At 60.6% G+C, this 23,953-nt stretch carries 21 protein-coding genes and 1 pseudogene; 9 read left to right on the forward strand and 13 right to left on the reverse strand.

The window, feature by feature from the left end; all coding sequences use genetic code 11:
- Positions 1-22 precede the first annotated feature (22 nt).
- From AC0V6U_RS02350 to infA, 4 genes are read right to left on the reverse strand one after another with little or no spacing between them, the layout of a single operon-like run.
- Complete coding sequence (locus AC0V6U_RS02350) at positions 23-520, reverse strand: ribonuclease E/G family protein (RefSeq protein ID WP_472644628.1); 498 nt, start codon at positions 518-520, stop codon at positions 23-25.
- 20 nt (positions 521-540) lie between these two features.
- Entirely contained in the window at positions 541-987 is a 447-nt protein-coding gene (locus AC0V6U_RS02355; protein WP_472644629.1) for a hypothetical protein, read from the reverse strand.
- The gene (locus AC0V6U_RS02360; protein WP_472644630.1) at positions 980-1,558 is read right to left on the reverse strand and encodes a Maf family protein; all 579 of its coding nucleotides are present in this window, start codon (positions 1,556-1,558) and stop codon (positions 980-982) included. The genes AC0V6U_RS02355 and AC0V6U_RS02360 overlap by 8 nt, the downstream gene beginning before the upstream one ends.
- 16 nt (positions 1,559-1,574) lie before the next feature.
- Positions 1,575-1,835 (reverse strand): translation initiation factor IF-1, encoded by a 261-nt coding sequence (gene infA / locus AC0V6U_RS02365; protein WP_472644631.1) that lies wholly within the window; start codon positions 1,833-1,835, stop codon positions 1,575-1,577.
- Positions 1,836-2,042: 207 nt separating this feature from the next.
- Here infA and AC0V6U_RS02370 point away from each other — a divergent pair, with 207 nt between their 5' ends.
- Complete coding sequence (locus tag AC0V6U_RS02370; RefSeq protein WP_472644632.1) at positions 2,043-4,931, forward strand: TonB-dependent receptor; 2,889 nt, start codon at positions 2,043-2,045, stop codon at positions 4,929-4,931.
- Here the strand turns inward: AC0V6U_RS02370 and AC0V6U_RS02375 are convergent.
- A complete protein-coding gene (locus tag AC0V6U_RS02375) occupies positions 4,928-5,740 on the reverse strand; it encodes an esterase/lipase family protein (RefSeq protein WP_472644633.1) in 813 nt (270 codons plus the stop codon). The two genes, AC0V6U_RS02370 and AC0V6U_RS02375, sit on opposite strands and share 4 nt — an antisense overlap.
- Before the next feature lie 64 nt (positions 5,741-5,804).
- Positions 5,805-7,331, reverse strand: coding sequence for a WS/DGAT/MGAT family O-acyltransferase (locus tag AC0V6U_RS02380; protein ID WP_486169356.1), 1,527 nt, complete (start codon positions 7,329-7,331; stop codon positions 5,805-5,807).
- Between the two features lie 293 nt (positions 7,332-7,624).
- Between AC0V6U_RS02380 and AC0V6U_RS02385 the strand changes: the two genes are divergently transcribed.
- A complete protein-coding gene (locus tag AC0V6U_RS02385) occupies positions 7,625-8,671 on the forward strand; it encodes a hypothetical protein (RefSeq protein ID WP_472644635.1) in 1,047 nt (348 codons plus the stop codon).
- A gap of 18 nt (positions 8,672-8,689) precedes the next feature.
- Here the strand turns inward: AC0V6U_RS02385 and AC0V6U_RS02390 are convergent, their stop codons facing one another.
- On the reverse strand, positions 8,690-10,000 hold the full coding sequence (locus AC0V6U_RS02390) for a BaiN/RdsA family NAD(P)/FAD-dependent oxidoreductase (protein WP_472644636.1): 1,311 nt from the start codon (positions 9,998-10,000) through the stop codon (positions 8,690-8,692).
- 79 nt (positions 10,001-10,079) lie between these two features.
- Here AC0V6U_RS02390 and uvrC point away from each other — a divergent pair, with 79 nt between their 5' ends.
- From uvrC to AC0V6U_RS02405, 3 genes and pseudogenes are all read left to right on the forward strand, one after another.
- Positions 10,080-12,023, forward strand: coding sequence for an excinuclease ABC subunit UvrC (uvrC, locus tag AC0V6U_RS02395; RefSeq protein ID WP_472644637.1), 1,944 nt, complete (start codon positions 10,080-10,082; stop codon positions 12,021-12,023).
- A gap of 155 nt (positions 12,024-12,178) precedes the next feature.
- Positions 12,179-12,455: pseudogene (locus AC0V6U_RS02400) on the forward strand (GIY-YIG nuclease family protein).
- A 158-nt stretch (positions 12,456-12,613) separates the two neighbouring features.
- A complete protein-coding gene (locus tag AC0V6U_RS02405; protein ID WP_472644638.1) occupies positions 12,614-14,212 on the forward strand; it encodes an AbgT family transporter in 1,599 nt (532 codons plus the stop codon).
- A 7-nt stretch (positions 14,213-14,219) separates the two neighbouring features.
- Here the strand turns inward: AC0V6U_RS02405 and AC0V6U_RS02410 are convergent, their stop codons facing one another.
- On the reverse strand, positions 14,220-14,477 hold the full coding sequence (locus AC0V6U_RS02410; protein WP_472644639.1) for a type 2 periplasmic-binding domain-containing protein: 258 nt from the start codon (positions 14,475-14,477) through the stop codon (positions 14,220-14,222).
- Positions 14,467-15,096: a LysR family transcriptional regulator gene (locus AC0V6U_RS02415; protein ID WP_472644640.1), complete on the reverse strand. Its 630-nt coding sequence runs from the start codon at positions 15,094-15,096 to the stop codon at positions 14,467-14,469. The genes AC0V6U_RS02410 and AC0V6U_RS02415 overlap by 11 nt, the downstream gene beginning before the upstream one ends.
- Before the next feature lie 112 nt (positions 15,097-15,208).
- On the opposite strand from AC0V6U_RS02415, the gene AC0V6U_RS02420 reads away from it, so the two are divergent.
- Positions 15,209-16,027 carry a hypothetical protein gene (locus AC0V6U_RS02420; protein ID WP_472644641.1) on the forward strand — a complete coding sequence of 273 codons (819 nt, stop codon included), beginning with the start codon at positions 15,209-15,211 and terminating at the stop codon, positions 16,025-16,027.
- A 79-nt stretch (positions 16,028-16,106) separates the two neighbouring features.
- On the opposite strand, the gene AC0V6U_RS02425 is transcribed toward AC0V6U_RS02420, so the two are convergent.
- From AC0V6U_RS02425 to AC0V6U_RS02435, 3 genes are all read right to left on the reverse strand, one after another.
- Positions 16,107-17,018 (reverse strand): OmpA family protein, encoded by a 912-nt coding sequence (locus AC0V6U_RS02425; protein WP_472644642.1) that lies wholly within the window; start codon positions 17,016-17,018, stop codon positions 16,107-16,109.
- A gap of 355 nt (positions 17,019-17,373) precedes the next feature.
- Positions 17,374-17,835 carry a GtrA family protein gene (locus AC0V6U_RS02430; protein ID WP_472644643.1) on the reverse strand — a complete coding sequence of 154 codons (462 nt, stop codon included), beginning with the start codon at positions 17,833-17,835 and terminating at the stop codon, positions 17,374-17,376.
- Between the two features lie 15 nt (positions 17,836-17,850).
- Positions 17,851-18,501, reverse strand: coding sequence for a ferritin-like domain-containing protein (locus AC0V6U_RS02435; RefSeq protein ID WP_472644644.1), 651 nt, complete (start codon positions 18,499-18,501; stop codon positions 17,851-17,853).
- Between the two features lie 338 nt (positions 18,502-18,839).
- Here AC0V6U_RS02435 and AC0V6U_RS02440 point away from each other — a divergent pair, with 338 nt between their 5' ends.
- Together AC0V6U_RS02440 and AC0V6U_RS02445 are read left to right on the forward strand one after the other, a co-directional pair.
- Positions 18,840-20,321: an amidohydrolase family protein gene (locus AC0V6U_RS02440; protein ID WP_472644645.1), complete on the forward strand. Its 1,482-nt coding sequence runs from the start codon at positions 18,840-18,842 to the stop codon at positions 20,319-20,321.
- Positions 20,322-20,466: 145 nt separating this feature from the next.
- Complete coding sequence (locus AC0V6U_RS02445) at positions 20,467-21,588, forward strand: zinc-binding dehydrogenase (protein ID WP_486169357.1); 1,122 nt, start codon at positions 20,467-20,469, stop codon at positions 21,586-21,588.
- A gap of 39 nt (positions 21,589-21,627) precedes the next feature.
- On the opposite strand, the gene AC0V6U_RS02450 is transcribed toward AC0V6U_RS02445, so the two are convergent.
- Positions 21,628-23,151: a spinster family MFS transporter gene (locus AC0V6U_RS02450; RefSeq protein WP_472644647.1), complete on the reverse strand. Its 1,524-nt coding sequence runs from the start codon at positions 23,149-23,151 to the stop codon at positions 21,628-21,630.
- A 163-nt stretch (positions 23,152-23,314) separates the two neighbouring features.
- Between AC0V6U_RS02450 and AC0V6U_RS02455 the strand changes: the two genes are divergently transcribed.
- A complete protein-coding gene (locus tag AC0V6U_RS02455) occupies positions 23,315-23,860 on the forward strand; it encodes a hypothetical protein (RefSeq protein ID WP_472644648.1) in 546 nt (181 codons plus the stop codon).
- Positions 23,861-23,953 lie beyond the last annotated feature (93 nt).

The following is a 23,953-nucleotide window of genomic DNA, read 5'->3' on the forward strand; positions in this document are numbered from 1 at the left end:
CGGTGGCCGAATGGTGCCAGTTTTAAGTGCTTATGATTTGAGCGTGCGGGGCTTCAAGTGCAAGTTTGGGATCGGTCTCAATCCGCACTTCTTTGCCTGTGCGCCGCGCGAGTTCCACCAGCCATTCTTCCTTGAGCTTCGATTTGAGCGCCGGATGGACGGTCAGGAGCAATACAGCGCCCGTTCCCTCAGCATGCTCCGCCCTGCGCAAGGCCATCCGCGCGCATGCTCCAACCCGCGAGGTTGAGAATCGGTGGAGCAGCGATGGTCCCTCCAGCCTTGCGACGATCTGCACAAAGCCAAAGCCGTTCATCGCCGTGCGCTCATGCGGCCAATCATCGAGCGCTTCTTCCAGGGCCGCATCCACGGCCTTGCGTCCCGCCTTGTCTTGAATGGTCGGAAAATCGATCCCGATATTTCCTGCCAGATCAAACCAGCGCAGTGCTTGCGCGATGGCGGGGACGGCTGCCAATGATAGCTCTAACGGGCTGCCGTCACCGTCAATATCGATCAGTGTCATCGCAGGCGTAACACTGATGATCAGCGAGCCATGCCGGCGAAGTGGATTTGGCCAGAACTGGCCGCGTCCCAAACCTCTTCCCATAGGCCTGATGGGAAACGGCGCACTTGCTTGCCCGTCGCAAACACGGACGGCGGCGGGATATGCGGATTGTCGTCGGAGAAATATCGCGCTTGAGCCCGTTTGAAGCGGCCTCGTTCCGCCATCGCCTCGCGAGTTATGATCAAGCGGACGTCGCTGCCCTCGCTTGCATCGCGGGGAAGGCCGTCTGCGTTGATCTCAACCCCGCGCGGGCTCACGCACAAAGCGCGTGATGATCCGGTCTTGCGAGAGACGATCTTGGCCATCAAAATCGTTCGCGCGCAGTCTTTGCTCAGCCAAAACAGCTTAGCCGCCAGTATCTGATCGTTCTCGGTCAAGAGCGCGCGGGTCTCGCCGATCCCCTCTTCGACAAGCCACTCAGCCAATGGCAAATCCAGCCGATTTCAATAGAGCGCGGGTCTCGTACAGAGGCAGGCCCATTACGCTGGAATGGCTGCCCTTGATCCATTGGATCAATCCCTCGGCTGCGCCTTGGATCGCGTATCCGCCCGCTTTGCCGCGCCATTCGCCGCCCGCCAGATAGCTGGCGATCTCCTCGTCTGAGAGGACTTTGAAGCGCACCACATTCTCGCTCAGCCGCGTGCGGATACTGCCATCCGGTGCGCGCAGGGCGATCGCGGAGAGGACGACATGCCGCCGCCCGCTCATCAGCTTGAGGCAGGAACGCGCTTCGTCTTCGGTCTCGGTCTTGGGCAGGATGCGGCGGCCAACGGCCACCACTGTATCACCAGCGAGAATATGGGCATCGCCATCGGCGCTGACGGCCTGCGCCTTTTCCAGAGCCATGCGCGCGGCATAGTCGCGCGGTAGCTCGCCCTTGTGAGGCGTCTCATCGATATCGGCGGGAGCGACATCATCGGGCGCAATGCCAAGCCGCGCGAGCAGATCGCGCCGACGCGGACTGGCCGAGGCTAGGATGAGTTTGGGGGCGCTCACTCAGCGCACCTCAATATTATGGCGTTGGGCCAGGGCCTTGGCCGGGGCCGCCGCGTCCAGGCATAAAGCGATAGGTGATGCGGGCCTTGGTGAGGTCATACGGCGTCAGCTCGCACAGCACTTCGTCGCCCACCAGCACGCGGATACGGTTCTTGCGCATTTTGCCAGCGGTGTGGCCGAGCACTTCGTGACCGTTTTCAAGCTCGACCCGGAACATCGCATTGGGAAGCAGTTCGACGACCTTCCCGCGCATTTCGAGGAGTTCTTCTTTGGCCATGTATATCCTTATGCAAACAGCTTTTCTGAGTAAAATCACTCATTCAGGTCGCGCGCTTTAACCCCGCCGAGAACAAAATGGAAGTCTCGTGCGTTAGGGGCGGTGAGTTGATGCGCGCTGTGTGCGTCTTTTGCGCGACACATTGTGATGCAAATCGATACAATTCAGGTGCTTGTCCGCGGGCACCTTATCCCTGAAGGGGACAAGATGAAATTCTCCCAATTCCTTTTGTCTTGGGCTAGCCTCGCCGGGTTGGCCAGTATGGCCGCCTCGCCCGCATTGGCTCAGCAGCAGCGCGATGTTCCTGAAAGCGAACAGTCCGACATTGAGCTTGGCACCACCAGCGGCACGCCCTCTGGCGGCGAAATCGTTGTCCAAGGGCGGCGTTTGCGCGGCCAATTGGATGTTGAGCAGGCTCCGCTGCTGGAGCTGAACGCGGAGGACATTGCTGGCGAAGGCGTGACCTCAATTGCCGATCTGGTGACGCAAGTGACCAATCAAACCGGCTCTGCGCGCGGGCGCGGCGGCGGCGGGCGTCCGGTCATTCTGGTCAACGGCATTCGTATCGGCAGCTTTCGCGAGCTGCGATCTTATCCGCCTGAAGCGCTCGAGAAAGTCGAGGTGTTTCCAGAGGAAGTGGCGCAAAGGTTCGGCTTTTCGCCCGATCGCCGGGTCATCAACCTGATCCTGAAGGAAGACTTCTCCAGCCGCGAGATTGAGCTGGAATTTGAAGGGCCCTCTAGCGGCGGATATATCGCGCTGGAGCAAGAGCTTGGTTATCTGAAGATTGCCGATGGCGGGCGCTTCAATGCCAATTTTGAAGCGCGCGATCTTTCGCTGCTGACGGAAAGCGAGCGTGACCTGATCCAGACGCCGGGGTCCATTTCAGAGCTGGCGAGCGATCCCGATCAGGCCGAATTTCGCTCTTTGATCGCGGACAGCCTGCAATTGGAGGGCAGCCTCAGCTGGGCCAAAGCCATCGTCGACAGCGGCACCTCGCTCAGCGCCAATATCAATTACACCCGCAATCAGAGCCGCAGCCTGTCTGGGCTCAATATCGTTGAGCTGGAAGACGGGGCGGGGAACACCTTGCTGCGGACCTTTGGCGAGGATGATCCGCTGGAACGGCGCGTTTCCGCCGATACCTATCAGGCCTCTGGATCATTGACCCGCCCGCTTGGCGCATTCCGCCTGACCGCGACCTTCGATGGCAGCCGGATCGATAGCGAGACCGAGATCGATCAGCGTTTTGACACGCAGGCGCTTCAAGACGCTGCGACGGCAGGCACGCTAGCGCTGGATGGAGCCCTTCCGACTTCGGCAGAGGCGGGCTTCGAAACGGCGCGCTCGCGCAATTGGACGGCAACATCGAAAGTGACCGCGCGCGGTCCGCTGGCGGACCTGCCCGGCGGCGAATTGCTCGCGACTTTCGATGCCGGATACAGCTGGGATCGGATTGAGAGCAGCGATACGCGCTCGCTCGTAGACACCAGCCTGACGCGCGGCGATCTGGAGGGCGGGCTCAACCTCGTCATTCCGATTACCAGCACCCGGACCGGTTTCGCCGATGCGCTCGGCAGCTTTACGTTGAATGCGCAAGTGGGCGCGGATTACCTGTCTGACTTTGGCACTTTGACCGATTGGACGGCGGGCCTCACCTGGGCGCCGACCGGCAATCTTGACCTAACCGCGACCTATATCGAGCGCGAGGTTGCTCCGTCGCTGGGCAATCTCGGCAATCCAGAGATCATCACGCTCAACACGCCGGTGTTCGACTTTGTGAATGGCGAGACTGTGCTGGCGAGCGTCACCACCGGCGGCAATCCCGATCTGCTGGCTGAGACGCAGCGCGACTGGCGCTTTGCCGCCAATTGGTCGCTGCCATTCTGGCGCGGCACGCGGCTGGGCGTGGAATACATCCGCAATCGCTCCGATGATGTGACCAGCAATTTCCCGGTGCTGACCGAGGAGATTGAGAACGCATTTACGGACCGTGTCACGCGCGATGCGGATGGCACACTTGTGGCGCTGGATCGCCGTGCAGTGACCTTTGCTGAAACACGCGCTGAGCGGTTGCAATTCTCGCTCTTCACCCGCGGCAGCTGGGGCGGCGCGCGTCCTGGCGCTGGCCGAGGCGGTCGTCCGGGTGGGGGCGGACCGCCCGGCTCAGGAAGACCAACCGGAGCAGGCGGACCTACAGGTGGCGGCAGGCCTGATGGTGCAGGACGCAGAGGCGGCGGCGCAGGCGGGCCGCCTACCGCTGAGCAGCGCGAGCAATTCATGGCATTCCGAACGCGCATCTGCGCCGATGATGGCTTGGATGTTCTGACTCGCTTGGTCGCGGCGGTGGAGGCTGGCGAGGACACCTCGGACATTCTGCCAAGCTTCAATCCAGAGCGTTTTGGCCGGATGCTGTCACGCGCCCGCGATGAAAATGGTGAGATTACGCCGGAGCGGATTGCTCAGTTCCGCACACGCTTTTGCAGCATGGACCCCGCGATGATGCGCGGTGGCGGTGGCGGCGGCGGCGAGCAAGCAGGCGCGGGGCAGGGCGGCAGACCGCAAGGTGCTGGCCGACCTCCTGGCAATCCGCTCGCCAGCGGCTTTGGCCGTGATGGGCGCGGGCGCTATTTCGTAAACCTCACCCACACGCTTGAGCTGGCGAATGAAATCCTGATCGCGCCGGGGCTCCAGCCGCTCGATCTGCTCGATGGCGATTCTACCAGCTCCTTTGGTCAGGCGCGCAATGCGACCCGGCTGGAGGGGGGTATTTTCCGCAATGGCATGGGGATGCGCATTTCCGGCCGCTACACGGGTAGCGCCCGGATCGATGGCTCCACCCTGCTTGGATCACCCGATCTGTTCTTCGATGACCTCGCGACCGTCGATCTGCGCGTGTTCAGCGATCTTGGCCGAATACTGGGTAAGGACGAGGGCTTCCTGAAAGGCTTCCGCATCGCCCTGCGCGCAGACAATATCTTTGATGCGCGCCGCAGGATCACCGACGGCAATGGCAATACGCCGATTAATTTCCAGCCGCAACTGATCGACCCAACAGGCAGGTTTGTGGGAATTGACCTTAGGAAGGTGATCTAAACGTCGAGCTTGGGAAACATCCAGCGGCGCATGGCGCTCGGCTTGAATGGTTTCCACGTGCCCTCTTTCTGGGCCAGCCGGTCAGCCATGGCGATCATCACCGATGGGTTGACGCCCAGCCCTAAGTGGCTGGCGTAAACCTCAATATTCTCACTCGGGAACTCGCCCTTTTTCTGCACGGAGCCGCGCCAGTGGACCACTCCGTCCGTCTTGGTCAGGATCGAGGTTGTCGGCACGGGCGGGGCAACGTCCAGTCCCTGGAATTGGCCATCGCGCAATTGCTCTGGCTCATCGCCGTTGAAGAATTTGAACAGGCGTGCTGCGCTGGTGTGATTGCGATCATCAGAGATCGGGCTGCCCAGGCTGATCACCAGGCGCACCTTCTCAGGATGCAATTTCGCCAGCTCGCGCGCGAGCACACCGCCAAGGCTCCAGCCGATCAGGGAAACCTTGCGCCCCGTGTTCTCAAACAGCTCCTTCAGCTGCGCTTCGATCACTTGCAGCAGCTCTTCATTCACGCGGACATTGCGGCCCGCGTCCCAGCCATGCGCATCATAGCCCAGATCCCTCAGCAGGCGGCGCATCGGCACGGTTGAGCTGTTGGTCGCCATGAAGCCGGGCAGGACCATCACGGCATGGCCATCGCCCTTGGGCAGCTGCGACAGCATCGGGCGCGAGGCGTAAAACGCGCCAAGCTCAAAGAAGGCGCGGCCTTCGGTCAGCGTCCAGAAGCGGTGCGGCGGCTTCGCCTTCGTTTCCTCAAGAAATCGATCAGCTTCCATGGCCGAATTTGGTGCGATGCTCGCCATTATGTGTTCTTCCCAACCCGTTTTTGTGGTGTTTTGCGTTTTGTCTTTGTTGCCGTTTTCTTGGCTAAGCGCTCGTTTGGCCGTCGCCTTTTTGGCTGGCGCTCGTTTTGCGGCCGCCTTGTTTGCTGGCGCTCGTGTCGTCGCCTTTTTCTTTGGTGCCGAAGCTGGCTACCGCAGATGCCGCCGCCAGCAGCTCTTCATAGCTGTCTTGCAGGCACTGCGAATAGAACTCTGGGTCCGGCATAATATCGCGGCACGCGGTGAAGCTGATATAGGCTTCATCGACATAGCTCTGCACGACGTGCGCCAGGCCCAATCCGTCGGTCAGGCAAATGAGAGAGAGCGCCATGCTCTCCATCCGCGCGCCCGATGAGTAGATATGCACGGGCGGGCCGGGCACATTGGTCACCACCGTATTGAACGGCATCGCGAGCTTGTGCGCGATGCTGACTCGGCTGAACAATTGCGCGCCCAGCGCCATGTAGAGCGCAGGATTGACCTTGCTCACTTCGGTCATGGTGCGCGCGCCCAGCGCATTCGTCATGGCTTTTGAATTGCTGGTCTGGCCGTAGACATATTCGAGCCGCTCTTTCGGATCGGCGATATGCGTGCCCAGCGGGGCGACCATGGCCGCGACCTGATTGCCCATATCGCCCTTCTCATCCTTGGAGCGGACGGAGATCGGGGCCATCGCCGTCATCGTCGATTTGGGCAGATCATCCTTGGATGTGAGATATTTGTGGAGCGCGCCGCCGATCACAGCAATCGCCACATCATTGACCTTCGCATCGGGCACGAGCGTGCGGATCGACTTGAATTTGCCCAGCGGGAACGCGCAGCCTTCAACGACGCGGTGCGGCGATATCGAGCGGTTAAAGCGGGTGCGCGGGGGCACCATATCGGTGCTGAGTTTGAAATCGCGGGCGATCAGCCCCTTAATCGCACTGGCCACGCCGGGAAGGGATTGCGCCGCGACCTGCGCCTGTTTCAGCGGGTTGAGCAGCGCGTTGATATAGGATTTGCCGAGCAGTTCCGCTGGGCCCGGCACTTTTTCCGGTTTCCAAGTGTCTGGCTTTTTCGGCGGCTCGACATCGGGCGTCATCGTGTGGAGCGCCTCCATCAGATCGATCCCGCTCATCCCGTCAATCGCGGCATGATGGACCTTCGTAACGAAGGCAAAGCAGCCGGGCGGATAGCCGCGGACATTGTCGAGCCCCTCGACCACGGTGAATTCCCACGGCGGGCGGTTGAGATCGAGCGGCCGAGCGTGGATGCGCGCGGCCTGAATGCACAGCTGGCGCCAATCGCCGGGCTTGGGCAGGGCGACGTGGCGCACGTGATATTCCAGATCGAAATCGGGATCCTCGATCCAATACGGATAATCCAAGTCAAACGGCACACGCACGAGCCGCTGGCGCATGGTTTTGGAGAGCTGCATCCGGCCTTCGATAAAGCTGAGGATGTCTTTAAAGCGGACAAACCCGCCGGGCGCCGTCGCCGGATTGTAGATCAACACGCTGCCGATGTGCATCGGCGAGTTCGGCGATTCCAGCGCTACGAACGATGAATCCATGCCTTGCAATTGGCGCAAGGGTTTCTCCCACAGGCCGGTCCGATATCGGGCGGCTTCGGCCTATTTTTAGGCTCTAGAAAGGAGCGCTATAGACATTTCCAGCGCGAGACAAGCTCACGCGCGCGGTAGGACTTACCCCTAGGGAAGGTGGTTTTGTTACATTATTCGCCGCAGAGCGTGCCGCGCGAGAGTACCGATACATCTGCCGTTCATCTGTATTGTCCTCTATCGACTACAGGTGTAATCAACAGGGTTTGGTCATGGTGCGTTTTGTTCTGGGTGCAGTGCTTCTATCATCAATGGGCGCTGTGATGCCGCATTCAGCAGCCGCGCAAACAACTGATAATCCGACGAGCCTTTGCCAGACTGCAGCGTCGCAGGACTGGTTTGAGGACGATTGGGCATGTGAAGTCAAAGGCGATGGTCTCGCCATTGCTGCGCCAAGCCAAACGGCAATATTGGCAGACACACTTGACGATTCCGTCGAGCAATTTGAGAGCTTTTTTGGGCCAACAACCACGAAGGTCGCGGTCGTCGGTGCTTCCCCATTGCCTCCTGAAGGCAAGCAGCTTCTCGAAGAGGCCGGATATGTGGTTCTTCCATGGATCAGCAAAGCGGCTCGCCAGCGATTGGTGCGAGCATCGGTAGAGCGTCAAGTGATGGAGCAAACGGCGGCTTTGCCCGAAGCGCAGCGTCAGGCTTTGCTGGAAAGGGCTCTATCGCAGCTGGAACAGGGCGAAGCAGACGACAACCAAGCGCCGTCACCGACGGAACTGGGCAGTTTGGCGCATGAGGCCGGGCATCTGTTGCTCAAGGCTATGATTGATGGCGCAAAGACGCTGCCCACTGGTCAAATTCGTTACGGTAGCTCCGCACCCGATTGGCTGGATGAACTCGCCGCAGTGCTGAATGAGAACGCGGAGCTGACCTCATCGCGCTACGACAGCGCGCGGGAGCGTCTTGCCGAGGGCAAGAGTCCTTTATCGTACACGCTCGAGGAATTTCTGACGATGGAGCACCCATCGCTGAAAGCTGCCGAATTGGTCCGAGCAAGGCAGGGCGGCGGAGGAAATGTCGCCATTGCGTTGAGCGGAGATGAGGCAAAACGTTTCTTGGAGCAGAGCGGCGGTGACCCGGTCCAATTCTATGTGCAGGCCCGCTTGTTTGCGGATTTCATGCTGGATGCGACCGGCAATCAGCAGGTCTTTCGAGAGATCACTCAGGCCTACAGCTCGGATGGCGATCTGGCTGACTGGCTGGAGGAGAACCACGCAGCTTACGGCCTGCCGAGCGATACAGACGCATTGGCCGTGCGATTGGATGAGTGGGTCGCTGCTCGACTGAAGCAGGATTTGTAGCTCAGGCGGTAACTTCGTTTAGAGGTTCTGAGCCGCCGCGACGCCGCTGGCCCAGGCCCATTGGAAATTGTACCCGCCGAGCCAGCCGGTGACGTCCACCGCCTCGCCGATGAAATACAATCCCGGCACGTTTTTCGCCTCCAGCGTTTTGGAGGAAAGCTCACCCGTTGCGACGCCGCCTATCGTCACCTCGGCTTTGGCGAAGCCTTCGGTGCCGTTGGGGGTAAAGCGCCAATCGGCGAGTTTGCGCTGAGCCTTTTGCAGAACTTTGTCGGGCACATTGCCAAATTCACGTTCAATTTTGAGGCGCTCGGCCAGCGCATCGGCTAGGCGGGCGGGCAAGTGCTCGCGCAGGGCGCTGCGGATGGTGGCACGCGGGTTTTTGGTCTTCAGATCGACCAGCCAATTGCCAGCCATCGCTGGAAGGAATTCGATCCCGATTTCCTCGCCATGCTTCCAATAGGATGAGACTTGCAGGATCGCCGGGCCGGACAGGCCGCGGTGCGTGAACAGCGCGGCTTCTTCAAATTCGACCTTTGACTTCTTGACGCCAGTGCGCGCGGTCACCGGCGCAGAAACGCCGGACAGCTCGCGGAACAATACGTCCTCGCCGCCCAGTGTCAGCGGGACGAGGGCAGGGCGCGGCTCCACAACTTTTAAGCCAAATTGCCGGGCCAGCTCATAAGCGTAATCCGTCGCCCCCATTTTCGGGATTGATGGCCCGCCGGTCGCCACCACCAGCGATTTAGCCCGCATCGCCTGGCCGTTTGCTTTGACTGCAAACTCGTAATTCTCTTCGTTTGGCTGGCCACCCGCGCCCTCCACCCTTCCACCCGGATTAGTGTCCGGTAGGCTCCGGGTGGAAGGGTGGAGGGCGCGGGTGGCTCCGGCATCGTCAAAAGACACTCTCACCACATCGCTGACATGCGCATCGCACAGCACATCAACTTGTCCGCCGTACTCCGCCGCTTTGCCGCATTCATCGAGAAGCATTTCGACGATTTGCTTGGCGGAGCCATCGCAGAACAATTGCCCCAAAGTCTTCTCGTGCCAGGCAATGCCATAGCTGTTCACCAGATCGATGAAATCCTGAGGGCTGTACCGGCTGAGCGCGGATTTCGCGAAATGCGGATTGGCCGAGAGGTAATTCGCCGCTGTCGTGCGCGAATTGGTGAAATTGCAGCGTCCGCCGCCTGAAATCAGGATCTTCTTGCCCGGCGCATTCGCCTTTTCCAGCACAGCCACGCGCTTGCCGCGCTTGCCCGCCTCTGCCGCGCACATCAGCCCGGCGGCGCCCGCGCCCAGAACGATCACATCATACTCTTGCATGGCCGCATCGATAGGCGGGTGTGCACGCAATGCCAATCACGCATTGCCAATCGCGCAGTGCGGTCCCTATCTGATGGGCATGGCCCGGACACCTGCTGGCACCTCTGACAACCCCCATGGGGCGGACCGCTTTAACGAAGAGCGGGCTGCCTATACCGTCGCGAGTGCGCAGCCCAATCTTGAGGCTGGCGTTACCGCGATCAGGGAGACGGTGAAGACCCTGAAACCGATCCCCGGCGTGTACCGTATGCTCGATACGCGCGGTGATGTGCTGTATGTCGGCAAGGCGCGCAGCCTAAAGGCGCGGGTGGCGAATTACACTCAGGTCAATGGCCTGTCGGGCCGGTTGCAACGCATGGTCAGCCAATGCCGCGCGATGGAGATCATCACCACCAATTCGGAGGCTGAGGCGCTGCTGCTCGAGGCGCAGCTGATCAAGCGGTTTCGCCCGCCGTTCAATGTCCTGCTGCGCGATGATAAAAGCTTTCCCTTCATCCTGCTGCGCAGCGATCATGAGTTTCCGCGCATTCACAAGCATCGCGGCGCGCGCAAGGCCAAGGGCAATTATTACGGGCCGTTTGCCAGCGCGGGCAGCGTGAACACCACCCTCAACGCGCTGCAAAAGCTGTTCCTGCTCCGGTCTTGCACCGACAGTTTCTTCAAGAACCGCGACCGGCCATGCCTGCTCTATCAGATCAAGCGGTGCTCGGCGCCGTGCGTCGGCCGGATCAGCGAGCCGGATTATGACAAGCTCGTGGATCAGGCAAAGAACTTCCTAGCGGGCAAATCTGGGCAGGTTCAGCAAGACCTGGAAAAACAAATGGCCAAGGCGGCCGAGGAGCTCGATTTTGAGACCGCCGCGATCCTGCGCGACCGATTGCGCGCGGCGACCTTCATTCAAGGGAGCCAAGCGATCAACGCCAGCGGCGTGGGCGATGCCGATGTCTTCGCGCTCCATGCCAAGGGCGGGCAGGTCGGCATCCAGGCTTTCTTCATTCGCGGCGGGCAGAATTGGGGGCACCGCGCATTCTTCCCGACCCATACGAAGGGCGTGGAGGAGGATCAGATCCTGTCCAACGTCATCCTGCAATTCTATGAGGAAGTGCCGCCGCCGCCGATGATCTTGGTCGACCGGGAGCTGCCGGAAAGCGAGTTGATCGAGGCCGCGCTATCCGAAGTGGCCGACAAGAAGGTCGCGCTCTCCGTCCCGCAGCGCGGCGATCGGCGCAAGCTGATGGAGCAGGCGAGCCGCAATGCGGTGGAGGCGCTGGAGCGGCGGCTGGCCGAGACTGGAACGCGGGCCAAGACCAATCGCGAAATGGCCGAATTTCTGGAGCTGGACGCCCCGCCGCAGCGGGTGGAGATCTACGACAACAGCCATATTCAAGGTGCGAAAGCGGTCGGCGCGATGGTTGTCGCCGGGCCGGAAGGCTTTGAAAAGTCGCAATATCGCAAGTTCAACATCAAGTCCGCTCAGACCAATGACGACTACGCGATGATGCGCGAGGTGATGGAGCGAAGGTTCACCCGCGCAATGAAGGACGACCCGGACCGGGAGCGCGAAGGCGTGTGGCCTGATCTCGTCCTGCTCGATGGCGGCAAGGGGCAGATGTCGAGCGTGCAGGAGGTGCTGGGCGAACTCGGCATTGAGGACCTGGCCGTGATCGCAATCGCCAAGGGTCCGCATCATGGCCGCGAGGGACGCGAGGTGTTCCACTTCCCCGATGGGCGAGAGAAGATGCTGCCGACCAATTCGCCGGTGCTCTATCATTTGCAAAACCTGCGCGACGAGGTTCACCGCTACGCAATCGGCGCACACCGGGCGAAGCGATCCAAAGCAATCACCGCCTCTCCGCTGGACGAAATTCCTGGCATCGGCCCCGCCAGAAAGCGCGCGCTGCTGCTGCACTTCGGCACGGCCAGCAAGGTACGGGCGGCATCGCTGCAAGACCTCCAACGCGCACCCGGCGTCAGCGATACAGTGGCGCAGACGATCTATGATTTCTACCACGCGGGTGGGTGAGGGCTGACGTCATTGGGCGGTTTATGGATTCCCGCCTTCGCGGGAATGACGAGGTTTGAGGCAATGTGCTTCTTCCCCTTTTCGTCATTCCCGCGCACGCGGGAATCCATTAATGCGGTCGTGTGAGCAACGACTTCAGTCCGACAGTTTACCTGATGGCTTCGGCCAAGCACGGCACTTTATATGTCGGCGTGACCTCCGACTTAATGACGCGAATTGCGCAGCACCGCGCCGAGCACATTCGGCGGGTTTACTACCAAATATGCCGTGAAGCGGCTCGTCTGGTTCGAGCAGCATTCGACTATGGAAACGGCGATCACGCGCGAAAAGCGCATCAAAAAGTGGCGCCGGGCGTGGAAGGTCGAGTTGATCGAGCAGGCGAACGCTGAGTGGCGAGATTTGGCGCTGGATTTCGGGTTTGAGGCTTTGTGATTGAGGATACGTAGCGATGGATTCCCGCCTTCTCGGTAAGGACGAGCGAACCTCTCCTTTCCTACATCACCCCTTGCCATGCGCCCCTGAGCCCCTATCGATCTTGCGTTCATCTTCGCGTGATTATCACGGGGAATCCCAACTGACCGGAGCAATCCATGAGCGAGCTTCCCGCCACCACTGACGAGCACACCCAAGGCAAGCGCAACGCCTTCACCCGGTTTCTTGATGGGGTCGAATGGCTTGGCAATCTGCTGCCGCATCCGGTCACCTTGTTTGCGGTTCTGGCGCTTGGGATTGTGTTGCTCTCCGGTCTGCTCGGCTGGATGGGTGTCGCGGTGGAAGATCCGCGTCCGCTCGGCGCAAGGGGTGTGGCCGAGGATGGAATGATCCGCGCGGTTAGCCTGATGGACGGGGATGGAATCCGCCGCATCTTTACCGGCTTGGTCGACAATTTCACCGGCTTTGCCCCGTTGGGCGTGGTGCTGGTCGCGATGCTGGGCGTTGGGGTGGCGGAGAAATCCGGCCTGCTGTCCGCCGCTGTACGCAGCATGGTGCTCAATGCCCCGCCAAAGCTGGTGACGGTTGCGATTGTGTTTGCGGGCATCGTCTCCAACACCGCCTCTGAGGTCGGTTACGTGGTTCTGATCCCGCTTGCTGGCGCGATCTTCTATGCACTGGGGCGCCATCCGTTGGCCGGTATGGCCGCCGCCTTTGCCGGGGTGTCCGGTGGCTACAGCGCGAACCTGCTGATCGGTACGATCGATCCATTGCTGGCGGGCATCACGCAAGAGGCCGCCCGTCTGATCGCCCCTGACTACACGGTGGTCGCCACGGCCAATTGGTACTTCATGATGGCCTCTACGGTGCTCATCACGCTGATCGGTTCGCTGGTCACGATCTACATCGTAGAGCCGAAACTCGGCAAATATGATCCCTCGCTGGCTGATCCGACGATCCTGGATGATCGGATGATGGAACATGTGAGCGATGATGAGCGCAAGGGGCTCCGCTGGGCGGGCCTGGCGCTGCTCGGAGTTCTGGGCCTGATGGCGCTGACGCTGCTGCCGGATTGGGGTGTGCTGCGTAATCCCGACAATGGTGACCGGATCGACAGCCCGTTTTTCGACGGCTTCGTCGTGTGGATTCTGATCTTCTTCGTCGCGCTCGGCTATGCCTATGGCCGCGCGGTGGGCACGATGAAGACCGACCGCGACATTATCGACGCGATGGCCGCTGCGCTTTCCTCGCTCGGGCTGTACATCGTGCTGGTGTTCTTTGCCGCGCAGTTTGTCGCCTTCTTTGGTTGGACCAATCTGGGCGCGATCACCGCCGTGACGGGCGCGAATTTCCTGGTTGAGACCGGGATGACGGGGCCGGGCATCTTCTTCATGTTCATTCTCCTATGCGCGCTGATCAACCTGTCGCTCGGCTCTGCCTCGGCGCAATGGGCCGTTACCGCGCCGATTTTCGTGCCGATGCTGATGCTGGTGGGATACTCGCCAGAGGTGATCCAGGCGGCCTATCGGATCGGTGACAGCACGACCAATATCATCACCCCGATGATGAGCTATTTCGGGCTGATTCTGGCCTGGGCAACGCGGTATAAGAGCGATCTGGGCGTGGGCACGATGATTGCAATGATGCTGCCCTATTCGATGTTCTTCATCGCGTTCTGGTCGGTGTTTTTCTATCTCTGGACCTTTGTGTTCGGCCTGCCGGTGGGGCCGGGCTCGCCCACTTTCTACACGCCGTAACGCGCGATCAAACCTCGCGGGTCTGGCCGAGGATTAGGGCGCGCTTTGCGTTGATGGCATTGATGATGAACTCTATCAGCGTGCGGATGCGCGGCGTCTGCCTAAGGTCGGGATGGGTCAGCACCCACAATTCCTGCTGCGGAACCGGCGTCTGAGCGCCGATGCGCATCAGGTTCGGCTCTGGATCGGCCATGAAGCAGGCACCGCGGCTGAGCCCCAGGCCGCTGACCAAGGCGCGGTGCCGGGCGGTGATATCATCGATCATTAGCGCGATTGGCGCATCGGGATAGGGCGAGCCCGCCAGCCAGCTTGGATCCGTCGCAGCGGCGGAGGGTGCGATCCAGCGCAGTTCCTCCTCCGGCGTGCGCGCGAGGTAATCGCGGTCCGCATAATAGGTCACGCAATTGGGGAACAGCCATGCGGCCAACCAGATGGTCTGGCGGCTCCTGCGCCCCGCGAACGACAACATCCGCCTCGCTGCGATCCAGGTCGACAAAGCGGTAGCTGGTCTCAACCGTCAAAGTGATCGCCGGATAAGTCTCAGTGAATTCGAGCAATTCTTCCAGCAGTAGAAATTGCGCAATCGCCTCTGGCAGGGACAGGGTGATGGGGCCGGACAGGTCTTCGCCGTAAGCCTTTTGCTGGCGCGCGGCATCCAGGGTCAGCCGCTCCATCCGCTCCGCAACGCCGATCAGAGCCTCGCCCAGCTTCGTCGCGCGGTATCCGCCGGGCGCCTTGTCGAACAATTGTCCGCGTGCATCCTGCAAAGTGGCGAGGCGGCGCGAGACGGTCGTGTGGGTGAGGCCGAGCGAGGCCGCCGCTGAGCGCAATGATCCGCAGCGAGCTAGCGCCAATATCAGGCGGTAATCGTCCCAGTCATTCATTGGTGAGTGTCCATAACGGAACGTTTATGCACCAAAGATCGCGAAAATCTAGCCGGGACTTACTGGAATAGACCATTATTGGTGCGTGAACCTACCAATTGGAGTTTTTCTTATGACTTTCCTGCCCCGGCCCGGCTACGCATTCTCGCTCGCATCGGCGCTAACCCTAGGGCTCACCATGCCCGCCGCCGCGCTCGCAGAGGATCATGCGAAGCCGCGGTCCAATGCTCAGCCAGCGAGCGCGAAATCCGCTGATGCGGCAAAGCCAGCCAAGGATGTCGTGATCGAGTTGAAGGCTGGCCAAGTGCTGCAAGTGATCGCCTCTCAGGCCCGGCCCGATGGCGGCGCCGCGCGGCGAACCTATGCGCAAACCGCCTTCCCAATTGCTTCATCCTTCGGTTTTGCCCCGCTTGGCACGCTGGCCGTGAAACAGCAGGTGGTGAGCGATTTTGAACCAGAGGCGTTTTCGTTCTTCTCTTGGCCTAGTGAAGAGGCGGTCCAGAGCTTTGACAATCACCCCGATTGGCCAGCAATCAAGGCGACCCGGCCGGATGCTTGGAATGAGCTCAAAGTTTACAGCGACACGCTGGAGGAAGACCTCTCTTTGCGGTTCCGCCCTGACAAATACTACACGGTGGTGGCCGCGTGGTTCGATCCCGACAATCCAGGCGATTATGACCGTTATCTAAGCGGGATTGAGAGCGCGGTTGAACGCGCCGGCGGCCGGTTCATCTATAAGATGCGCGAACCAAGTTTTGAGGCGCATGCTTCCGCGCTAACCCCGCCGGGTCAGGTCACATTCGTCGAATGGGATAGACCGGATGGTTTTGCCGAGGTGCAAAAGTCGGACGAATATCTCGCCAATCGGCAATATTTTGCGAGCGGATTGGAGCGTTTCGAATTTTACTGGCTCGGCCTCCCGGACGCCTAAACCACGCACCGCCCACAAAAAACGGGGCAGGCCGCAAAGCCTGCCCCGCATTTTTCAATCGGAGAGAGTGAGGCCTGGATTAAAGGCCTTCGACGCTCTTGCTGACCAAGACGTTCACTGCAACGCGGCGGTTTTGCGCTTTACCCTGAGGGGTTGAGTTGTCAGCTGCCGGATCGGCTTCTGCCATCCCGGTTGGGGTCAGCATGCGATATGGCTTCCAACCGCACTGCTGCTGCAGATAGTTCACAACGCGGCTGGCGCGCTTTTCGCTCAGCTCTTGGTTGATTTCGTAGCTGCCGGTTGAGTCGGTGTAGCCGACCACCAGAAGCAGAGCATTGTCCATTGCATTGGCTTGCTCAGCCGCGCCGCACAGCTCTGCGCGCGCTTGGCTGGAAAGGTTGTACCGGCCAGTGTCGAAATAGACATTGGTGGTGCCTTTTATGTTGTATTGATCGATGTCACCAAAGCGGCCGCGCAGCGCCTCTGTTGCGGCGGCATTTTTCGTAATCGCTGCGCCTTGCTCGCCGAACTGCTGCTCGGTGCCGTTGCGGATCATCGAAGCGGTGCGCAGATCCTTGTTCTTCAGGTTAACGCGGGTGGCGACAAGACCGCCAGCCCATTCAACCGTCTTCACCGATACTGGTAGGCCGTTGAGCAATTGCTCAGAACCCAGCTTGTCACGGTTGAGACCCAGGAAGCCGCCTTTGGCGCGGATTTCGGTGCCATCGCTCAGGCGGATCGCTGTGCGCGAACCATCAACGGTGGTGACTTGAAACTCACCATCGCGGCGAGCCGAGATAAAGCCATCAATTTCTGGTCCTTCTGGCATGCCAGACAGATCAGCAGGCGGTGAGCCAGTGACCGTGGTCAGCACTTCGCCCTGTTGGGCAGGAACAGGCATAGGCTCTTGGCCGATTGCGCCGCTTGCCATGGGCAGGGCGATCACAGCCGACAGGAAAAGAGCGGTATGCTTCTTTGAAATGGCAGTCATTAAAGTACTCCTCAAAACTATGGCAGCCAGCCGTTCGTCGTCTCGGCATTTGTTAGACCGCCCCCTGTGATGGCGTGTCTGGCTACTAAAGCCCCCTCGAAAATTCGTGCACAACATGTGCGCTTAGATGCCGTTTTTTGGCGACATGTGGGGCCTGAGTGTCAGCCAAACCTTTCTGCCAGATGAACAGATCGGTCAGTTTCGTTAGTTGTACGGGTCGTTTGACCGCTTGCTGCGACGAACCGTTGCGACGAACCGTTGCGCGTTTGGCGATTGGATAGGCTTTGTCACAATTCGCGAAGAGGCATGCGCTGCAAGAGAGAATCGCTATCGGAGGCGTGGGGGCTGACTGGCGCTAGACCCGGCGGAAGTTCCACACCGCATTGAGCACGAAAACGAGCAGCCCCGCGATCACGGACACCAATATGCGCGCGATCATATAGTCGATCGGGGTCAGCGCCAGCATCACCGCCATCAGCGCCATGGTCGCGGCCAGGCCAATCGCGCCGTTTATGAGGAACAGAGCATATCCGCTGGCCAGCGCGCGGTCGGTGCCGCGGAAAATCCAGCTCCTGCCCAGGATATAGTGCAAGGTGTTGGCGACAGCGAAACCAATGCCAGAGGCGATCACCTCTCCCATTCCCGCGCGCTCGACCAGCAGCCACAGCACGCCAAGCCCGATTAGGAAGACCCCGGTGCTGACCACGGTGTTGCGCACCAGCATCCAGCCGACCCGCACCTTGAGCAGGCGCGTGATCAGGCTGCCGCGCGGGCGGCCATCGTGCGTCTCTTCGGTAGGCTCTGCCGCCGCGCTCACGCTGGGTGCACTGCGTTAGGTCGCGGAGCGCAGCCGGTCGGAATAGCGATCCGGGTCTTGCTCGCCGTCATCGGCCCACACGTCCTTGCGCGTCACAAACGGGTTGAGGAACAGGATCGGCAATTTCAGAAACAGCAGCTCTGAATGGATAAAGCCGTCAACCGTGCGCTCCCACCATTTCGGGTCGCGCTTGGCATTGTCGCGCAGCCAGCCGTCATAGGGCGCCCAATGGCTGGGCTCGTCCCGCTCGATCACTTTGAAGATCTTCACCAGGGCTGGGTCGGATTTCACAAACGGGTTTTTGAGCAAAATCTCGATCTGTTTGTAGCCGCGCTTTTCCGTCAGTGAGATGACCCGGCAAAGCCGCTCAAACAGCTCATCGCGTTCGATCACCGCCTGCGTGTCGAGCTTGTCGATGGAGGTGCCGAACATGATCTCGATAAAGCGATCAATATGGCCAAAGGTCCGGTCGAGGTGGATCGGATGCTTGCCCTGCAGCTCAAACCAGCGTTTGAACATGACGTAATGCTTGCGCTCATCCGCGCGGTGTTTCTCGATCATAGTGATCAGTGGATCGCCAGGTTCGCAGCGCGCCCGCACCGCCTCCAGCACACGGTCGAGCGCGGTGTAGCCGCGATGCTCATTGTAGATGTAGATTGACCCCAAAAGGTCCAGATAGCGCTGAGCGAAACCAATCGATCATGCCATTCTCCTGTAGAGTTAGGGTACGGCAAAAGCGGTGATTGACAAAGCTATGGCGCTAATACCGTAGCGCCCTGACCAATCAGTGCACGAAAACGCAGCCCAAAGCTAGGGCTTCCATTCCGCCCACTGCTAGCTCATCAGGTTCGTGATGCAAAACGGCGCCCCCGCAAAGGAGCGCCGTTAGAGAAAGTTGTTATTCAATTAGCTCTTAGCAACGGCTTGACCAGCGTCTGCCGCGACAAAGATGGTGCGGCGCTGCTATGGCGGTTTGCAGATGGGGAAAGAGGGTATTCGTCTTGATGAAGCGATCACTTGGTCTTGGCTATTTGGTTGGGCTGCTTGCTTTGCTGACGGCGTGTGTGTCTGCGGGAACGGTGCCAGATGAGCAGGCGCAGGCGCTGGCAAGCAGGCTGACGGGCGATCTGCTGATCGAGAATGTCACCGTGATCGATGCCGAGAACGGCCAGCGCGGCAATATGGATGTGCTGCTGTCCCAAGGTCTTGTGCAAAGTGTTGGCGAAGACCTCACCGCCGATGCAGCCCAAACGATTGATGGCACCGGCAAGTTTCTGATCCCCGGCCTGTGGGATGCGCATGTGCATTTGGCCTTTGAGAGCGGGATCGATCACCGCGTCTTCTTCCCCTTGTCGCTGGCGCATGGGATCACCTACCTGCGCGATACCGGCGGGCAGCTCGATCAATTGTCCGCCGCGCGGGCGGAGGCCGCCAGCAATCCTGTGACGCCGGATCTCTATGTCTCCGGGCCGCTGATCGATGGCGAACCGAGGGTCTATGATGGCAATGGCCGAGCGAATCTGTCGGTTGGCGTCAAGACGGCAGAGGAAGCGGCGGCGATGGTTGACCAGCTGGCCGATCGGGGCGCAGACTTCATCAAGACCTATGAAATGCTCACCCCTGAGGCCTTTGCCGGGGCGGTGAAGCGCGCCGGGGAGCGCGGACTGCCGGTGACCGGTCACGTGCCACTTTCGATGCGGGCGAGGCAGGCGGCGAGCGGCGGCCTTGAGGATATGCAGCACCTGCGCAATCTCGAGCTTGATTGCGTGGCCGATGGCGACGGCCTGCTGCAGGCGAGGTTGCAAATGCTGGCGAACCCGGACGCGCTCAGCGGCAGCGCGCTGCGCAGCGCCATTCACAGCGCTCAGCGGATGGATGCCATTCGCGCCGAGGATGATGCCGCCTGCAGTGAGCTGATCGCGGTGCTGGCGGCCAATAAAGTCGCGCAGACCCCGACGCTGGCCCTGAGCCGCCTGTTCAACCGCCTGCAATTTGGCCAGGACAATTGGCAGCAAAGCTATGGCCTGATGCCTCAGGAAATCGCCAAGACGTGGCGAGACCGCACCGGCGCAATTGGCACGCGCCAGCCGAGTGCGGACAGCTTGCTGTTTGACCAGTGGCTCTTTTCCATGGCGGGGCGTCTGCACGAAAGCGGCGTTCCCTTTATGGCGGGCACCGACGCGCCGATCGGCTTTTTGGCGCCCGGCTTTAGCTTGCACGAAGAGCTCGCGATGCTGGTGGAGGCGGGGCTCAGCCCGATGGAGGCCTTGCGCGCAGCGACCATCACTCCGGCGGCATTCTTTGGCTTGGAGGGCCAGCAAGGGACAATTGCGCCCGGCATGCTGGCGGATATGGTGCTGCTCGGGGCCAATCCGCTGGAGGATATCCGCAACACCGCCAAGATTGACGCGGTCGTCAGGAAGGGGCGCTATTTGAGCGCCGCAGACCTGGCCGCGATGAAGAGCGCGGTGGCCAATATCGAGTGACGCCGCTTGGGCGTGTGTCCATATCTCAGCGCCCGCCCACAACCACCATGCGGCAACTTTTCGCGCGCTTGGTTGACTTATTTGCGCCCATCACAGAGCCAGCGGCGAGATTTTTGCGCCAATTGGCATGGGACAGGAAGCGGTGATGAAAGCAACAGCGGCAATTTTGGACAGTATCGGCCACGAGGGGCCATACGCGCAAACCGCGCCTTTGCGCATTGCCGAGGTTGAGCTGGAGGCGCCGGGCGCCGATGAATTGCTGCTCAAGATTGAGGCCGCTGGCCTGTGCCACAGCGACCTGTCCGTGATCGATGGCAATCGCCCGCGGCCCATGCCGATGGCGATTGGCCACGAGGCGGTTGGGACAGTGATTGAGGCAGGCTCCAACGCTGCCGGACAATTCGCTGCCGGAGACCGCGTGGTCTTATCGTTCCTGCCGAGCTGCGGCCATTGTAAGCAATGCCTCTCTGGCGAGGGCTATATGTGCGGCCACGGCGCTGCGGCCAATGGCGCGGGCACCTTGCTGAGCGGCGCGCGGCGCATTTGCGAGCATGATCACGAAGTAAACCACCACCTTGGCGCCTCCGCCTTTGCCAGCCATGCGGTGGTCGACCGGCGCTCTGCGGTGAAGATCGATAGCGATATTCCGGTTGAGATCGCCGCTCTGTTTGGCTGCGCCGTGCTGACCGGGGTGGGCGCTGTGCTCAACACGGGCCAGCTGGAGGCGGGCGAGGCGGTGCTGGTCTATGGCCTTGGCGGTGTGGGCCTTGCCGCTTTGATGGGCGCACTGGCTGGCGGCGCGAACCCTGTGGTCGCGATAGACCCCATGCCTGAAAAGCGCGCGCTTGCGATCGAGCTCGGTGCTGCGGCGGCCTTTGCGCCCGACGCAGACGAGGCAGAGATCATCGCTGCATTGGGCGACAAGCCCGATCTGGTTATCGAAACTGTCGGCAAGGCGGCTGTGCTGGCGCAGGCCTATGCGGCGGCGCGGCGCGGCGGGCGGATCGTTACGGTCGGTTTGCCGAACCCGGCGGATATGCTCTCCATCCCGGCGGTTTCGCTGGTCGGCGATGGCAAGACCTTGATGGGCAGCTATATGGGATCATCGATCCCGGCGCGCGATATCCCGCGCTATATTGCCCTATGGCGCGCGGGCAGGCTTCCGGTGGAACGCCTGTTGAGCGGGACTGGTAAGCTCTCCGATATCAATGCGATGTTCGACAAGCTCGCCAGCGGCGAAGCCATTCGGCAGATCGTTATCCCTTAAGGCCGAGCGCGGATCGCCCGCAGCCCCTAGGAACGCCCATCACCCTTGCGAATTGGCAACCATATCGCGCTGAAGCGTCCGGCCCGCCAGAAGGTAATGCAGGGCCGCCCAGCCATAAATGCAGCTGAAGATCACAATCGACCACTGCAGCCCGCGCGCTTCCGCACTGGAGCAGGCTTCCATCGCCTGCAGTTCTGTACCGCCCAGCAGCGCCTTCGCCTCAGCGCCAAGCGAGAGCAGCGGCTTGCACGTCTCCAGCGTCAGCCCGAGCGCTTGCCCGTCGAGGAACATCGTCTTCAGCACCGTCGAGAGCACGCCAATGACCGGCGGGCCAAGGCCGTAGCCGAGCAAATTGACCACAAACAAAGTGATCGCCACCGAGGTTGCGCGCATTCTGCTATCGACCACCCCGCCTGAGACCGCATACATTGGCCCGAGGTAGAAATAGTGGATCATCGCGGCGACCATCAGCGCCGGAACCGCCAGCCACAGATTGGGCATCAGAAAGCCAAATGCGTAGAGCGGCACGGATGCTCCCATGCCAATCGCGGGCAGCCACGAGAGCGCATTGGGATATTTTTTGGAGATCTTGTCCGCCAGCCAGCCGGAACTGAACACGCCAATCGCCGCCATAATTCCCAAGACCACCCCGTAGAGCAAAGAGGCCTCTTGGATCGTAAGGCCGTGCGTGCGCAGCAGGAATGAGGTGGTGAACTGCGCAACGCCGTAGCCGACGAAAGAAGCGAGCGTCGCACCGAACACAATGTGCCGGTAAGCTGGCTTCTTGGCCAAAACGGCCAGCGCCTCTTTGAAGCTCGCCTTCTCCAGGCCCTGCAGCGCAGCGGGATCGGTGTAGCCGCGCGGCGGCTCTTTAATGCTGCGCCATACGATCAATCCCAATAGCATTCCTGGCAATCCAACGACGACAAAGGCCACCCGCCAACCTTCGACTTGTGACCAGTCCAGATCGCCAAACAGAGAGCCGATCCCGATTGAATTCACAAACGCTCCGTATTGCGCGCCGTCTAGCCCAGCCAGCTGACCGCCGAAAACCGAGGCGAGCATTCCGCCGAGCGGCACGCCCAGAGCGTAGACCGAAACGGCGGTCGCGCGGCGCGATGGCTTGAAATAATCCGCGATCAGAGACTGCGCGGGCGGTGTGCATCCCGCCTCACCAATGCTGACGCCAATTCTGAACAGAAACAGCATCATGAACGACATCGCAAATCCGCACAGTGCCGTGAAAAGGCTCCAGATGACAACGGCAGCCGAGATGATAGCCACGCGGTTATAGCGTTCGGCCCCGCGCGCGATTGGGATGCCGATGAAGGTGTAGAGCACCGCGAAGGCTGGCCCGCCAAGCAAGCCCATTTGCCAATCTTCCAGCCCAAAGGTGAGCTTGATTGGCTCCGTCAGGATATTGATGATCGTGCGATCGATGAAATTGAAGATGTAAACGATGAGCAAGGCGCTCAGAACATAGGCGCGGTAGCCAGGCGTTCCGAAACCTTCGGAGGCAGGAGGAGCCGCACCTGTCGGTGCGTGCACAGTCGCTTCGGCCATCAATTTCTCCCAAACAGTATTCGTCGATGTCAGGCCGAGTTGTTCTCGGCTCCGTTACCGCGTCGTTTTATTGCTTGCCCGCACCTTCTGAGCATTTGTGCCAGAGGTAAAGCCCCATGACGCGGCGCGCGGTTTCTGCGGCGAGAATGGTCAGGGAGGAGGGATGGGCGTTGGCGCTTTCCTACACATCACCCATGCGCTTATCGCTGAGGGCATGAAGCTCTATCCGCCGCGCGTTTCTCAGCCTCGCAAGCCGCCCAGGTACATTCCGCCTTTCTATGCCGTGCCGGTGAAGCAGCGTGTGGATGGTTGGACGCCGCTGAGGCAGGCGGAGTTTATCGGGTGGCTTGCGCAAACGCGCTCAGTGACGGAGGCGGCGCGCAGGGTCTCTATGGCGCGCGAAAGTGCTTACCGGCTGCGCGCGCAAATATGGTCGGAGAGTTTCTGTGCGGCGTGGGATGCGGCGCTCGCGAAGGAATGGCAGCCGCGCGATATTGGTCTGCCGCCTGATGCCGTTTTGGGCGCGCAGCCAAAAGTCACACTTCGCGAGCTGGAGTGGCGCATTGAAAGCGGCATTTGGCGGGTGATTTTGCGTGGCGGCAAATATGCAGGAGTGCGCCAAAAGCCCGACAATTCTGCGGTTTTGGCGCATCTCGCGCGCTGCCGCGTGTCGCTGGATGATTACCGCCAGCAGGCAGCGTCACGATGAAAAGTCACACCATTGAAAAGCGTATCTGCGTTCCAAAAAAGCCCCCACTTCGCGCGGGGCGGAGCAGGGGCTGTTTCGTTCACATTGCTGTGA

The sequence above is a fragment of the Erythrobacter sp. W36 genome, from assembly GCF_057364935.1.